This window comes from Arthrobacter sp. LAR12-1-1.1 (assembly GCF_040676555.1).
In the GTDB taxonomy this organism is placed as follows: Bacteria; Actinomycetota; Actinomycetes; order Actinomycetales; family Micrococcaceae; genus Arthrobacter.
The window spans coordinates 393,523-407,763 of the sequence record NZ_JBEGIG010000012.1 but is presented as its reverse complement, the minus strand read 5'-3'; the positions used below and the strand labels follow the sequence as shown (position 1 = coordinate 407,763).

Annotated in this window: 11 protein-coding genes; 3 read left to right on the top strand and 8 right to left on the bottom strand. The window is 66.9% G+C overall.

From position 1 onward, the window contains the following. Nucleotides 1-7: 7 nt before the first annotated feature. Nucleotides 8-2,104: an acyltransferase family protein gene (locus MRBLAR12_RS09990; RefSeq protein WP_414645486.1), complete on the bottom strand. Its 2,097-nt coding sequence runs from the start codon at nt 2,102-2,104 to the stop codon at nt 8-10. Between the two features lie 214 nt (nt 2,105-2,318). Between MRBLAR12_RS09990 and MRBLAR12_RS09985 the strand changes: the two genes are divergently transcribed. Next, a complete protein-coding gene (locus MRBLAR12_RS09985; RefSeq protein WP_229994799.1) occupies nt 2,319-3,287 on the top strand; it encodes a DUF389 domain-containing protein in 969 nt (322 codons plus the stop codon). A gap of 91 nt (nt 3,288-3,378) precedes the next feature. Here MRBLAR12_RS09985 and MRBLAR12_RS09980 read toward each other — a convergent pair whose 3' ends face one another. The 4 genes from MRBLAR12_RS09980 to MRBLAR12_RS09965 form a co-directional block, all read right to left on the bottom strand. Then, nucleotides 3,379-5,454, bottom strand: a complete 2,076-nt coding sequence (locus MRBLAR12_RS09980; RefSeq protein ID WP_364745623.1) for an acyltransferase family protein — start codon at nt 5,452-5,454, stop codon at nt 3,379-3,381. A 311-nt stretch (nt 5,455-5,765) separates the two neighbouring features. Continuing rightward, complete coding sequence (groL, locus tag MRBLAR12_RS09975) at nt 5,766-7,376, bottom strand: chaperonin GroEL (RefSeq protein WP_229994801.1); 1,611 nt, start codon at nt 7,374-7,376, stop codon at nt 5,766-5,768. Nucleotides 7,377-7,457: 81 nt separating this feature from the next. Next, complete coding sequence (gene groES / locus MRBLAR12_RS09970) at nt 7,458-7,754, bottom strand: co-chaperone GroES (RefSeq protein ID WP_018773735.1); 297 nt, start codon at nt 7,752-7,754, stop codon at nt 7,458-7,460. 711 nt (nt 7,755-8,465) lie between these two features. Beyond that, entirely contained in the window at nt 8,466-8,900 is a 435-nt protein-coding gene (locus tag MRBLAR12_RS09965; protein ID WP_229994802.1) for a hypothetical protein, read from the bottom strand. Nucleotides 8,901-8,966: 66 nt separating this feature from the next. On the opposite strand from MRBLAR12_RS09965, the gene MRBLAR12_RS09960 reads away from it, so the two are divergent. Beyond that, on the top strand, nt 8,967-10,190 hold the full coding sequence (locus MRBLAR12_RS09960; protein WP_364745619.1) for a class I SAM-dependent methyltransferase: 1,224 nt from the start codon (nt 8,967-8,969) through the stop codon (nt 10,188-10,190). 62 nt (nt 10,191-10,252) lie between these two features. Here MRBLAR12_RS09960 and MRBLAR12_RS09955 read toward each other — a convergent pair whose 3' ends face one another. After that, on the bottom strand, nt 10,253-11,086 hold the full coding sequence (locus tag MRBLAR12_RS09955; protein WP_364745616.1) for a shikimate 5-dehydrogenase: 834 nt from the start codon (nt 11,084-11,086) through the stop codon (nt 10,253-10,255). A gap of 299 nt (nt 11,087-11,385) precedes the next feature. On the opposite strand from MRBLAR12_RS09955, the gene MRBLAR12_RS09950 reads away from it, so the two are divergent. Continuing rightward, complete coding sequence (locus tag MRBLAR12_RS09950; protein ID WP_229994804.1) at nt 11,386-12,537, top strand: glutamate--cysteine ligase; 1,152 nt, start codon at nt 11,386-11,388, stop codon at nt 12,535-12,537. An 88-nt stretch (nt 12,538-12,625) separates the two neighbouring features. Here MRBLAR12_RS09950 and tsaD read toward each other — a convergent pair whose 3' ends face one another. After that, nucleotides 12,626-13,762 carry a tRNA (adenosine(37)-N6)-threonylcarbamoyltransferase complex transferase subunit TsaD gene (gene tsaD / locus MRBLAR12_RS09945; RefSeq protein WP_229994805.1) on the bottom strand — a complete coding sequence of 379 codons (1,137 nt, stop codon included), beginning with the start codon at nt 13,760-13,762 and terminating at the stop codon, nt 12,626-12,628. Next, nucleotides 13,759-14,226 (bottom strand): ribosomal protein S18-alanine N-acetyltransferase, encoded by a 468-nt coding sequence (rimI, locus tag MRBLAR12_RS09940; RefSeq protein ID WP_229994817.1) that lies wholly within the window; start codon nt 14,224-14,226, stop codon nt 13,759-13,761. Before rimI ends, tsaD begins: the two co-directional genes overlap by 4 nt. Nucleotides 14,227-14,241: the final 15 nt, after the last annotated feature.

The window sequence follows — 14,241 nt, the reverse complement described above, 5'->3', positions numbered from 1 at the left end:
GGCCGGCCTATTTCCAGCCGGTGGCGGCGAGCAGCCGCTTTTCGAACATGGGGATCATGGTCTGGACGTAGGTCTTGGTCAGGTGGTTGTCGTCCTTGTAGACGTACACGTTGCCCACCACAGCGGGGCAGGTTCCGTTGGCGCAGATGAAATCGCTCATGTCCATCAGGTGCAGCCTGGGCACCTGGCCGCGGTAGGCGTCAAGCGGCGAGGACCCCGCGAGCGATTCCTGCTCCGGCACGTTGCATTCCGCCGCGTCCTCGCCGTTCTTCTGGACGCACTCGGGCATGTTGATGTTAAAGCGGGGGTTGTCGCGGATGCCCACCACGTCCATGCCGGCGTCGGTGAAGGGTTTGATGCCCTCCAGGTACTGGGGCACTTCGGTCTCGAACGGTGCTTCCTTGTGGGTCAGGGACGCAACCGTGAAAACGGCGTCGGGGTGGTGGTCCAGTACGTACTGCGCGCTGGCCCTGTTGAAGGCGTTGCAGTCCGCGTCCCGCTCCGGGGATTCCCCGCCGAAGCGGCAGTTGCCCTTCAGGAGGGTGACCACTTCCCAGCCGTGGCTCTTCGCAATGGGGCCCAGCGCCGCCATGTACTGCTGGGCATGCGAGTCACCGAGCACCACGATCCGTTTGGTGACCTTCTCCGACTTGTTGTTCTGCAGGCAGCCCTGCAGCAAGGGGTCGCTGGGGACGTTTCCGTCCGTGCACAGCCCGTCAATGTCGGCCCACTCGTTCTTCATCGCTGCCGGTGCGGGGATGATTCTCGCCTCCGGCGTGGGTTTGCCGGCGTTTTCCGGTGCCAGGGCGGCCGCGCCGGGGGTCAGCTCCTTGGGCTGGGATGCCGCCTCGGCCTCGTCGGCGACGAGCTGGCTCTGCCAGACGGCGACGGGACCGGCCAGCAGCGCACCACAGGCGGCAATCACGACGGCGGTACGCCACGCCCGGCGCTTGGGCCAGTGCCATTCGCGCAGCGGCTTCTCGACGAAGCGGGTGGTGAGCACGGCCAAAACGACGGACGCGGCAACGATGCACAGCCCCTGAAACAGGTTCGGCGCCGTGATGCCCGCCCCGGCGAGGGCCAGGACCAGCAGCGGCCAGTGCCAGAGGTAGAGCGCGTAGGAGTTGTCTCCCAGCGCCACCAGGGGTTTCCAGGTCAGGAAGCGGTCGACGCCGAAGCGGCTGCCGCTTTGGCCGGCGGTGATGATCGCGGCGGCGGCCAGCGTGGGCCACAGCGCGATGAATCCGGGGAAGGAACGGTCCACGGTCAGCAGCAGCCCGCAGGAGAGCATGGCCACCAGGCCGGCCCAGCCCAGTACGATGCGCAGGATCTTGCCCGGCTTCATGTACGGCAGGGCGAGGGCCAGGAGCGAGCCGAGGGCGAACTCCCAGAGCCGGGCGCCGGTATCGAAGTACGCGTGGGCCTGGTTCGTTGCGGTCTGTTGAATCGAGTACGCGAGGGACACGGCGAAGATGGCGCCGAAGGCCGCTGCCAGCAGGGACCGGTAGCGCAGCAGCACGTGGTTCTTTCCGTTCCGGCAGCTGTACACGCGCCGGAGCAGGCTGGAAAGAAGTGCCGTGCCGGCAAAGACGAGAGGCCAGAGCACGAACACCTGGCCCTGGATCGAGAGTGACCAGAAGTGCTGGAGCGGGCTCGCGCCCGAATGGTCCTGGGCGTAGTAGTCCACGGCGCTATCCGCCAGAAGCCAGTTCTGCCGGTACAACAGGGAGGCCCAGGCCTGCTCAAGGACCTCGGGCCAGCGGCTTTGCGGCAGGATGGCCCAGGTGCCGGCGAGGACGCCGAGAATCACGACGACGACGGCGGGCAGCAGGCGCTTGAGCAGATGCATCCAGTGGCTCAGCAGCCGGAGCGGCGCGCCGCTCTCGACCTTCCGCGTGAAGCTGAGCGTCATCAGGAATGCCGAAATCAGAAGGAAGATGTCTACGCCGCCGGAGACCCGCCCCAGCCACACATGGTAGGTGACCACCATGAGGACCGCGAGGGCGCGAAGGCCCTGGACTTCGGGTCGGTAGCTTGTTTTTCGGCTCGACGGAGAACCGGCGTCTGCCCTTGGCGGGGTGACGATGGTTCGCTCGCTCGACACAAATAACCCTTCCGGCCAGTTTCCAAAACATCAATGTTACCGAAACGTAATTTTCTTGGCCAATCGCCGGCGCCCGCGGGAAGCCTTCCCGCGGCCCTGGCGGCAGCCTTCCCGCGCCCGGAGGACGGCGCACCCGCGGAGCCGGCCGGCGGCGCCGGCCCCGGCGCGGTCGTGGCGCGGAAGCTAGGCTGGACGAGTCTGAGGAGGCCGCTAAGTGATCGTGCAGCTGCGCATTTGTGTCCCGGGTGAGTTGTCCGGAGTTGTTGTCGAAAGTTGTACAAGTCACGTCGGCGTCTCGGAAGTCGCGCTGGCCAAGGGCGCTTCCGTCATGCCGCCCGGGGACGTTATCGAGGTCCTGCTGGCGCGCGAATCCGTGGAGGGGCTCGTGGAGAAGCTCCACGTCCTCGATGTCCAGCAGCGGGGATCAATTTCGGTCACCGAGCCGGACCTGGTGCTCTCGGACCGGTCCGACAAGGCGGAGGCGGAGGCACCGGGTGAGGGCGCGGACGCCGTGATCTGGGACGAGGTGTCGCGGCAGTCCGGCGAAGATTCGCGCCTGACGTGGACGTTTCTGACCTTCCTGGTCCTGGCGACCCAACTGGCGGCCATCGGCATCGTCACGGACTCCACCATTGCGATCGTCGGTGCCATGGCCGTGGGCCCGGAGTTCGGCCCGCTGGCTGCGCTGGCCGTGGCCCTGGTCCGGCGCCAGCGCCGGCTCGGACGCGACGCGGCGCTGGCCCTCGGCGTCGGCTTTCCCGTCGCGATGCTGGCTGCCGCCCTGGCCGCATGGCTGTCCGTGCCGCTCGGGCTGTTTCCGCGTGACGCGCTGGACCGCGGTTCAGCGGTTGAATTCATTTACCACCCGGGCCCGTATTCCCTGATCGTCGCCGTGCTGGCCGGCATAGCCGGGATGCTGTCGGTCATCAGCCGGCGTTCAGCGGCGCTGGTCGGGGTGTTCATCTCGGTCACCACGGTGCCGGCGGCGGGGTTCGTGGCTGTGGCACTGGTCCTGGGCGAGTACCAGAAGGCGGCCGGCTCCGCCCTGCAGCTGTTCCTGAACCTGCTGGGAATCGTGGTGGCCGCCGTCGGGGTTCTCATCTTCTACCGGCTGGTGACCAAGCGGCTGCCCCCGGACGCCGCAATCCGGCTGCGGCGCCGGGCGGACCGTTCACGGCGCTGACGGCCCGGCGCTGACGGCCGGCCGCGTGCCGGCAGTCAGTCAGCCCGTCAGTCAGTCAGTCAGTCAGCCGTCCCAAAGGACCGTACGGTCGTTACCCGGCCTTCCAGCCGGTAGCTGCCATGAACTTGGTCTCAAAGTACGGAGTGAGGCTCTCCATGTAGGTCCGGGTGACGTGGTTGTCATCCTTGTAGACCATCACATTGCCGATTACGGCCGGGCAGAGTTTGTCCGGGCAGAAGAACCGGCTGAAGTCCAGAAACTTGGTGGCCGGCAGCTGCCCGGCCACGGCTGCATCGGGCGACGCTGCCTGGTAGTTTTCCGCGGTCATCGTCCCGCAGGCGGCGTAGTTTTCGGTGTTGCTCTCGAGGCAGGCGGGAACGGCTTCGTGCAAGCGCGGGGTGTCCCGCAGCGCCACCACGGGGATGCCGGCGTCATTGATGGATTTGATCGGCGGAACCCAGCCCGGGTCCATGAATTCGGTGTTGCTCGGGTCGGGGTCAGTCCGGGTGCTTGTTGTCACCACGACATCCGGCTTCATCTCGAGCACCTTCTTGAGGGTGTCCTTGTTGAAGTCCAGGCAGCCCTCCGAGAGCCCCGCGGCCTGGTGGTCCGTCACGGGGCAGTACCCCTTGGTGATGGCCTCCACCCTCCAGCCGTACTTATCGGCCATGGTGAGGATGGGGGTCGCCCACACGTGGGCATGCGAGTTGCCAATGATCAGCACGGTCTTGGTGGGATTCTGCTTGCCGTTGTTGCAGACGTTGGTGAGTTCCTTCTCGTCCGCTTTACAGCCGCCCGCGTACTCGGGCCATTCCTCCGCTGCCGTGGCGAGGGTGGGAAGGAGCGGGGCAGACTTGTCAGCCCCGTCGACGTAGGCGGGGTCCAACGACCGGGCACCCGGATTGTTGGCCCAGGCTTGGCTCGCCGCGGCTGCCGTGGCGATGTTGAGCTGAAGCTGCCAGCCGGCCAGCGGCACGACGGCAGTGACCACAGCCGCGGCGATGGCAATGAATGCGCGGCGCCGCCGCACCTCCGGCCACTTCCATTCCCGCCAGGGTTTCTCCACAAAGCGGGTGGTGAGATAGGCGAGCACCAGCGACACGGTGACGATGACGGCGCCGGTGATCGGCCCCGCACGGTCCCGGTGCGTCGCGGCGAGGGAGATGACCAGGACCGGCCAGTGCCACAGGTACAGGGCGTACGAGATGTCGCCCAGCCGGACCAATGGCTTTGAACTGAGGATCCGGTCGACGCCCAGCTTGCTGCCGGACTGCCCGGCGGCCATGACGCAGGCCGCCGCCAGGGTGGGCCAGAGGGCCACGAACCCGGGGAAGGACGCCTGGACATTGAGCAGGAGGCCGCAGCTGAGCATGGCCACAATGCCCAGCCAGCCAAGGGCCAGGCGCCAGCCCCGGGAAAGCCGCAGGCCGGGAAGGGCCAGTGCCACCAGGGTGCCGAGCGCGAACTCCCACAGCCGTGCCCAGGTATCGAAGTACGCCACCGTCTGGGACGTCTGGGTGAAGACGATTGAGTAGACGAGCGAAACAACGAAGATCAGGGCGAATATGTAGCACAGCAGCACGCGGTAGCGGAGCCTGAAGTGCCTGGCGAGGATTGCCGCTCCTGCGAAGATGAGCGGCCACAGGATAAAGACCTGCCCTTGGATCGAGAGGGACCAGAAGTGCTGGAAGGGGCTGGCCAGGCTGTGGTCCGAGGCGTAGTAGTTCGTGGCTTCGGACTGCAGGAGCCAGTTCTCGGCGTAGAACAGGGAGGCCCAGCCCTGGTTGATGACTTCCAGCCAGCGGGTCCGGGGCAGGAACAGGATACTTGCGGCGAGTACGGCCACCATGACGGTGACGGCAGCCGGAATCAGGCGCCGGAAAAGGTGCAGCCAATGCTTGAGCAAAGCCATGGGCCGGCCCTGCTCGTAGCGGCCGACGAACTGCAGCGTCATGAGGAAGGCCGAGATCAGCAAGAACACGTCCACGCCGCCGGAGACCCGGCCCAGCCAGATGTGGTAGCTCATGACCATCAGCACGGCCAGGGACCGGAGTCCTTGGATTTCTGGCCTGAACGTGGATTTTCGGCCGGCCTTGGGTGCGGCGGGGCTGGCCCTGTGCGCGGCACTATTGCGGGCAGGCAGGGGCGAGGTTCTTTGCTGTGTCATAGAACAACCCCTCAACCAGATAACCAAAGCGTCCATGTTACCAAAACGTAATTTTGATGGCCAATCGTCGCAGCAGCCACCGATCTCCATTGAGGCACGCCAGGGTGTGAGTTTCCAGTGAATTCTCGGCGCCGGTGCGGCGCCTGCCTGGTCAAGGCGCCGGAATCCGGGCAATTTGCCGCCAGAATCCCGGCAGAACCGCGGCGGGTATGCAGCAGACGTGCGTCCGGCGGCGGTAGGGCGGCGGCAGAAAAAGGGCAGAAAAAAGACGGCCCGGCAAGATGCCGGGCCGTCCCCTTTGCGGGCAGAACCTAGTGCCTGTGGCCTGCGTGCTCGTCTTCGTCAGCCGGCTTCTCCACCACGAGAGTTTCCGTGGTGAGGACCAGCGCCGCGATGGAGGCCGCGTTGCGCAGAGCCGCACGCGTCACCTTCACGGGGTCGATGACGCCGGCCGCGATCAGGTCTTCGTATTCTCCGGACTTGGCGTTGAAGCCCTGGTTCACGGAGGATTCGGCCACCTTGGCAGCCACGACATAGCCGTCGAAGCCGGCGTTCTGGGCGATCCAGCGCAGCGGCTGGACCAGGGCGCGGCGGACGATGCCGACGGCCGCAGCCGCGTCACCTTCGAGGGCCTGGACGGCAGCGTCCTCGTCGAGCGCCTTCAGCGCGTGGATGAGGGCGGAACCGCCGCCGGCCACGATGCCTTCTTCGAGGGCAGCGCGGGTCGAGGACACGGCGTCCTCGATGCGGTGCTTCTTTTCCTTCAGCTCAACCTCGGTGGCAGCGCCGACCTTGATCACGCCGATGCCGCCGGCCAGCTTGGCCAGGCGTTCCTGCAGCTTTTCCTTGTCCCAGTCCGAATCGGTGCGGGTCAGCTCGGCGCGCAGCTGGGCAACACGGGCGGCGACGTCCTCGGCCGAACCGGCGCCGTCGACGATTGTGGTGTTGTCCTTGGTGATCGTGATGCGGCGTGCGGTGCCCAGCACCTCGAGGCCAACGGTGTCCAGGCTCAGGCCCAGCTCCGGGGAGACAACCTGCGCACCGGTGAGGGTCGCGATGTCCTGGAGCATGGCCTTGCGGCGGTCACCGAAGCCCGGCGCCTTGACGGCGACGACGTTCAGCGTGCCGCGGATGCGGTTGACGATGAGCGTGGACAGGGCCTCGCCCTCGACGTCTTCGGCAATGATGAAGAGCGGCTTGGAGCTCTGCAGCGCCTTTTCCAGCAGGGGCAAGAAGTCCTGCACCGAGGAGATCTTGCCCTGGTTGATCAGGATCAGGGCGTCCTCGAGGACGGCCTCCTGGCGTTCCGCGTCGGTGACGAAGTACGGGGACAGGTAGCCCTTGTCGAACTGCATGCCCTCGGTGAGGACCAGCTCGGTCTGCGTGGTGGAGGATTCCTCGATGGTGATCACACCATCCTTGCCGACCTTGCCGAACGCCTCGGCCAGCAGCTCGCCGACCTCGTCGCTCTGGGCGGAGATTGCGGCAACGTTGGCAACCTGCGTGCCCTCAACCGGGCGCGCGTTCTCCAGCAGCCGGGCGGCGACGGCCTCGACCGAAACCTCGATGCCGCGCTTGATCTCGCCCGGTGCGGCGCCTGCCGCTACGTTGCGCAGGCCTTCCTTGACCAGGGCCTGGGCCAGGACGGTGGCGGTGGTGGTGCCGTCACCGGCAACATCGTTGGTCTTGGTGGCGACCTCCTTGGCAAGCTGCGCGCCAAGGTTCTCGTAGGGGTCATCCAGCTCGATTTCACGGGCGATGGTCACGCCATCGTTGGTGATCGTGGGGGCGCCCCACTTCTTGTCCAGTACGACGTTGCGGCCGCGCGGGCCCAGCGTGACCTTGACGGTGTTGGCGAGCTTATCGATGCCGGCTTCAAGCGACCGGCGGGCAGCGTCGTTAAACGCAAGCTGCTTTGCCATGGTTTTGTCCTTTCAAGACAGAACCCCGCGCAACTGATCCATTCAATGCGAAAGGATCGGCTGCGCGGGGGTCCAAGAGAGTTACTTTACGACGATCGCCAGAACGTCGCGGGCGGAGAGCACGAGGTACTCGGTGCCGCCGGTCTTGACTTCGGTTCCACCGTACTTGGAGTAGATGACGACGTCGCCAACGGCAACGTCAATGGGAACGCGGTTGCCGTTGTCATCAAAGCGGCCGGGGCCTACTGCAACAACTTCGCCTTCCTGCGGCTTCTCCTGTGCGGAGTCCGGGATAACCAGGCCGGAAGCCGTGGTCTGCTCGGCTTCGAGCGGGCGGACAACAATACGATCCTCAAGAGGCTTAATAGAGACCGACACTCGGACCTCTCCTTTTCGTCAGCAAATTCGTGGACTATGAAGCGGTGATGCCCAGGCGCGCAGACCGTCGTCGCGGTGCCGGCAGCGTGCCTGGCGGAACGCGCTTCATGTGTTAGCACCCTCCTAGGGAGAGTGCTAATGACGACTCTATGTAAATGGTTAGCACTCGGTCAAGGCGAGTGCCAGAAATTCGTTCCGGGTGAACATTTCCACGGCGGGACATGCCCAATTTTCGCGGCGTCCGGTGGGCACTTGGGGATCATGCTCTCTGCCCAGGCTGAGCGATGGACATGCCCCACGGGTGCGGGCTGCCCAGAGGGACATGCCCAATTTTCGTGGCGGCCGGTGGACACTTGGGCATCACGCTCTCTGCCCGGGCTGAGCGCTGGACATGCCCCACGGGTGCGGGCTGCCCGGGAGGACAAGCCCATTCCTGGCGCTGGACGCTGCACATACCCCACGGGTGCGGGCGGGCCAGAGGGACATGCCCAATTTTCGCGGCGTCCGGTGGACACTTGGGCATCATGCTCTCTGCCCGCGCTGAGCGATGGACATGCCCCACGGGTGCGGGCTGCCCGGGAGGACAAGCCCATTCCTGGCGCTGACCTATGGACATGCCCCACGGGTGCGGGCTGCCCGGGAGGACATGCCCACTCCTGATGCCGGGTGCTGGGCATGTCCCATGGACGATCGGGCCTTGCGGGCCCGCGCCTACTGGCCTGCGAGGTCTTCGAAGTCCACGTCCTCGCCGTCGTCTTCGTCCACGTCCTGGCCCTCGTCGTTGCGGTGTCGGTACATCAGCACGGCGCCGGCGGCGGCCAGCAGGATGCCTGCGATGAGGAAGATGATGCCGCCGAGCCGGGCAGCGGCGTAGGTGTCGCGGATGGCCCGGGCCTCGTCCGTGGCGTCCTGGACGTTCTTGCCACCGACGGAATACACGGTGGCGTTGAAGGAGTCGAGGAAGAAAATGATCACCAAAAGGGCAATGCACACGACGGCGATCACGGCGCCGGCGATCAGCGCCGGCCGGGCGTAGCTTGCGAGACCCTGCGGGCGCCGGCGCCCCTGCCCGGAGTAGTCGTTCCCGGCTGTGTCTTGCCCGGCTGTGTCCTCTGCGATGCTGTCGCCTGTCCCGCTGTCTTCCATGCCGTCAAGCCTAGCCCCCGCGGTCCGGTCACAGCGTGCCCGCGGAGCTCAACTACGCTGGATGGCATGACTGACGCACCGCAGGAACATATTGCCCCGATCCTCACGCCCGAGGGCTGGGAGCTGCTGGCGTCGCTGGGCCCGTACCGTGAGGACGAGGCCTTCCGCCTCACCGCGGCGTTGCGCAAGGCCGGCCACTCCCCCGAAATGGTCTCGGCGGTCCTCACGCAGTCCCGGCTGCGGACCAAGGCCGAGGCCAAGTTCGGGGAGTTCGCGCGGCAGATGATCTTTACCAAAGCCGGCCTGGAGCAGGCCACCCGGCTCACGGTGGCGGCGCGGCACGCGCAGCGGTTCGCGGAGGCCGGGATCGGCCACGTCGCGGATCTCGGCTGCGGGCTCGGAGCGGATGCGATGGCCCTGGCGTCCCTGGACCTGATGGTCACCGCAGTGGAAATGGACGAGGCCACGGCCGCCTGCGCCACGATGAACCTGATCCCGTTCCGCAATGCCACCGTGGTCCATGCGGATGCCACCTTGGTGTCGCTCGAGGGGGTCGACGGCGTCTGGCTGGACCCGGCCCGGCGCACCACGTCCACGTCGGGCACCAAACGGATCTGGGATCCGGAGGATTTCTCCCCTCCCCTGTCCTTCGTGGCGTCGCTGGCCGGCTCCGGCCGCGCCGTCGGAGTGAAGATGGGGCCGGGCATGCCGCACGATTCCGTGCCCGCGGATTGCGAGGCCCAGTGGGTCTCCGTCGGCGGGGACGTGACCGAGGTGGCCCTGTGGTTCAACGCGGTGCGGCGTCCCGGCGTGCGGCGCGCAGCCCTCCTGCTCGGCCCGCAGGGTGCGGCCGAACTCACCAGCGGCGAGGACTTCGACGGCGGCCCGGTGGCGCCCGTGGGACCCGTGGAGGGCTATCTGTACGAGCCCGATGGAGCGGTGATCCGCGCCGGGCTGGTGGCCGACGTCGCCCTCCAGCTGGGCGGGCACCTCGTGGACGAGCACATCGCCTACATCTGTGCCCCGGACCTGCGGGACACCCCGTTCGCCAAGGCCTACAAGGTCCTCGACGTGATGCCGTTCAACGTCAAAGCGCTCAAGTCATGGGTCAAGGACGAAGGGATCGGCGTCCTGGATATCAAGAAGCGCGGCACGGCCGTCACACCGGAAGAACTGCGCAAGCAACTCCTGGCCGGCGGAAGCGCAAAGCACAAGGGCAAGAAATCAGCCACCCTGGTCCTCACCAGGATCGGCGAGGACCGGGTGGCCATCTCGGTGGAGCCCGTCTAGGCACCGCCCGAGCAGGATCCCGGGGCTAAGCGGCCGGGCCGCCGGCCTATTGCAGTATTGGGCTACTGGGCCCGCATGAACTCCTCGGCGGACCTGATCTGTTCGTCCGTGGGCCGGATCCCGGTGTAGAGCACAAACTGCTCCAGCGCCTGGATCGTGGCTACCTCGGCTCCCGTGATCACGGTCTTGCCGGCCGCGCGGGCGGCCTTGATGAGAGGCGTCTCGGCCGGGAGGGCGACGACGTCGAACACCACCTTCGCGGCGTCGATGGCCTCCTGCGGGAAGGACAGCGCCGCCGCGTCCGGTCCGCCGGCCATGCCGACCGGTGTGACGTTGATGAGCAGGTCGGCCGTGCCGGTGCCGGACTCCCTGGAGCCCAGTTCCGCGCTCCAGGTGAAGCCGTACTGTTCGGCCAGGGCGCGGCCGGAGTCTTCGTTGCGGGCCACGACGGTCACGTCTTTGAAGCCGGCATCCCGCAGCGCGGCCACAGTGGCTTTGGCCATGCCGCCGGAGCCCAGGACCAGCACCGAGTAGTCCGTGGGGACGGCGTTGCTGTGCAGGAGCTGCTCGATGGCCGTGTAGTCGGTGTTGTAGGCCGTGAGCCGGCCGCCGTCGTTGACGATGGTGTTGACCGAATCGATGGCCTTCGCCGACGGGTCCATGACGTCAACGAGGGCGATCACGTCCTCCTTGTAGGGCATGGACACCGCGCAGCCCCGGATGCCGAGACCGCGCACGCCGGCGATTGCCTGGGCGAGATCGGTGGGGGCGAAGGCCTTATAGATCCAGTTCAGGCCCAGCTGTTCGTACAAGTGGTTGTGGAAGCGCGTCCCGTTGTTGCTGGGCCGGGCCGAGAGCGAGATACACAGGGTCATGTCTTTGTTCAGAATGGGCACAGCTCCATTAAACGCCAGGACGGGTCCGGTCACCCCCCGGCCGCCGGCCCCATGTCGTAACATGAACCGTCGCTGACCAGCCACTTTGTGAATACACTCACGCACCAGCGGTAACTATGACACGCGTCGCGGCGGCGCCCCTGCACTAGACTTGGACCACCCGTAGCCCTGTCAGCCGCCCGCCCGGCGCCTTGATGGGAAATGTCACGTGCCACCGCCGGTGGCACGTCCGAGGGTGTTTGCCAGCGCATTTCCCACCAGGACCGCGGCCAGTGACAGCAAAACAGTGAAGGGACCACATGAAGATCGAGTTCGCTTCATCCAGGCAGTCGACTCTTGGCGTGGAATGGGAGCTGGCGCTCGTCGACGCCGAAACCGGTGAGCTGGCCTCCGTGGCGAACCAGGTGCTCCGCGGAGTCGCTGCCCGGCATCCCGAACTCAATGAGGACGACGAGCACCCGCACATCAAGCAGGAACTGCTGCTCAACACCGTGGAGCTCGTCACGGGCATCTGCACCACCGTCGCGGAAGCCAAAGCGGACCTGAGCAGCTCGCTCGCGGCCGTCCGGGACGTTACCGATCCCATGGGCGTGGAGATCTTTTGTGCCGGAAGCCATCCCTTCAGCCCGCCACAGCTCCAGCCCGTCACGGACAAGGAACGCTACGCCAAGCTCATTGACCGGACCCAGTGGTGGGGCCGGCAGATGGTCATTTACGGCGTCCACGTGCACGTCGGACTGGACAGCCGGGACAAGGTCCTTCCGGTTCTGGACGGCCTGGTCAATTACTTCCCGCACTTCCAGGCGCTCTCCGCGTCCAGCCCGTTTTGGGGCGGCGAGGACACCGGCTACGCCTCGCACCGCGCCCTCATGTTCCAGCAGCTGCCCACCGCCGGGCTGCCGTTCCAGTTCGCCAGCTGGGAGGACTACGAGTCCTACGTGCAGGACATGTTCACCACCGGTGTGATCGACACCCTCTCCGAGATCCGGTGGGACATCCGCCCCGTTCCGGCCCTCGGCACCATCGAGATGCGCATTTGCGACGGCCTGGCGACCCTCGAGGACGTCGGGGCGATCGCGGCATTGACGCAGTGCCTGGTCGACGAATTTTCCACCACGCTGGAGAACGGCGGCACCATTCCCACCATGCCGCCGTGGCACGTCCAGGAAAACAAGTGGCGCGCGGCCCGGTACGGCCTGGACGCAATCATCATCCTCGACGCCGAAGGCAACGAGCAGCTCGTCACCGAGCACCTGCGCGAGACACTCAAGCGGCTTGAGCCCGTGGCGGCGAAGCTCGGCTGCAGCGCCGAACTGGCCGACGTCGAGAAGATCATCGAGCGCGGCGCCGGCTACGAGCGCCAACGCCGGGTCGCCGCCGAGCACGGCGGGGACCTGCGCGCGGTCGTCCTGGATCTGGTCAAGCAGATGCGGCAGGGGCCGGACGCCTAGCTCCGGACTGTTGCAGCCTCCACGGAGGCGGACTCAGATTCGCCCGGACCAGGCTTTAGGCCGGACCCGGCTTTAGGCGGTCGAGGCCTCAGGCGGAGACTGTGGTGACCGGCATCGAGGAGTCCGGGGCAAAACCGATTCCGCTCGGTTCCACTCCGGCCATGACCAGTTGGGCCCCGAGGGCCGCCACCATCGCGCCGTTGTCGGTGCACAGCGGCAGCGGCGGCACCGTCAGCCGGATCCCGGCGGCACTGCAGCGTTGCTCGGTGAGCTGGCGCAGCCGCGAGTTGGCGGCGACGCCTCCACCCAGAAGGACCTCCGTGATCCCGTTTTCGCGGCAGGCGAGCACCGCTTTGGAGGTAATGACGTCCACCACGGCTTCCTGGAAGGCCGCGGCGATGTCCGCCACGGGGACCTCCTCGCCGCTGGCCTCGAACTGTTCAACGCAGCGGGCGACGGCGGTCTTGAGCCCGCTGAAGGACCAGTCGTAGCGGTGCGGCCCGGGCGCCTCGGCGGTCCCCATGTACTTGGGCTGGGTGAGGCCGCGCGGGAACCGGATGGCCTTGGCGTTGCCGGTGCGCGCGAGTTTGTCGATCGCCGGACCGCCCGGGTAGCCCAGGCCCAGGAGCCGCGCCACCTTGTCATACGCTTCGCCGGCTGCGTCGTCGATCGTGGAGCCCAGCAGCTCGACGTCGTCCGTAATGCTCCGGATCCGCAGGATCTCGGTGTGGCCGCCGGACACCAGCAGCGCGCCCATGTTCTCCGGCAGGGCGTGCGGCGGGGTTTGCGGCGACGGCGCGCCGGACGGCGTCGCGTTGCCGGACAGCGTCATTGTGCCGGCGCGCTGTTGCAGGAGTCCGACGCCGACATGCGCGACCAGGTGGTTGATGGCGTAGAGGGGTTTTCCGGTGGCGACGGCGAGCGCCTTGGCCGCGCACACCCCCACCATGAGGGCCCCCGCCAGGCCCGGCCCGGAGGTGACGGCGATCGCGTCGATGTCCGCGAGCGTTACGTCCGCCTCGGCGAGGGCCTCCTCGAGGGTGGGGACGAACGCGTCGAGGTGGGCCCGGGAGGCGATCTCGGGAATCACCCCGCCGAAGCGGACGTGTTCGTCCATGGAGGACGAGACGGTGTTCGTCAGCAGAGCGGTCCCCCGGACGATGCCGACGCCGGTTTCGTCACAGGAGGACTCGATGCCGAGCACGAGCGGCTGGGTGCGGTTCATGGTCGGCCTGCTTCCTCTGGCTGGGGGCTAAGTGGTTCGCGGGGCAGCTGGAGCCGCATGATCAGGGCGTCGACGCCGTCGCGGTAATAGCGGGGCCGGACGTGGATCTGTTCGAAGCCGAAGCGTCGGTAGAGCTCCTGGGCGCGGGGGTTGTCCGCCCTGACCTCCAGCAGCACGTCCTGGGCGCGGCGGCGTCGGCTCTCCACGATCAGCTCGGTGAGCAGGGCAGAGCCGATGCCCTTTCCTTCCTGCTCGGGCACCACGGCGATGGTCTGGACGTCCGAGATCGGTTCGATGCACATGAGTCCGGCGTAGCCCACGATCCCTCCGTGGACCTCCGCCACGAGGTAGCGGCGGGTGTCCGTCTGCGCCAGCTCGTCGTGGAACATCTGCAGCGGCCAAGCATCCACGGGAAAGAGCCGGCGTTCCAGCGCGTGGACGGCGGGGATGTCCGCGGCGTCCATGTCCCGCAGGGTAAC

What these genes read in the sequence shown, in the direction of transcription:
- MRBLAR12_RS09980 (WP_364745623.1), bottom strand. Translation starts at nt 5,454, where the DNA reads ATGACACAGCAAAGAACCTCGCCCCTGCCTGCCCGCAATAGTGCCGCG.
- groL (WP_229994801.1), bottom strand. Translation starts at nt 7,376, where the DNA reads ATGGCAAAGCAGCTTGCGTTTAACGACGCTGCCCGCCGGTCGCTTGAA.
- MRBLAR12_RS09965 (WP_229994802.1), bottom strand. Translation starts at nt 8,900, where the DNA reads ATGGAAGACAGCGGGACAGGCGACAGCATCGCAGAGGACACAGCCGGG.
- MRBLAR12_RS09960 (WP_364745619.1), top strand. Translation starts at nt 8,967, where the DNA reads ATGACTGACGCACCGCAGGAACATATTGCCCCGATCCTCACGCCCGAG.
- MRBLAR12_RS09950 (WP_229994804.1), top strand. Translation starts at nt 11,386, where the DNA reads ATGAAGATCGAGTTCGCTTCATCCAGGCAGTCGACTCTTGGCGTGGAA.
- tsaD (WP_229994805.1), bottom strand. Translation starts at nt 13,762, where the DNA reads ATGAACCGCACCCAGCCGCTCGTGCTCGGCATCGAGTCCTCCTGTGAC.
- rimI (WP_229994817.1), bottom strand. Translation starts at nt 14,226, where the DNA reads ATGGACGCCGCGGACATCCCCGCCGTCCACGCGCTGGAACGCCGGCTC.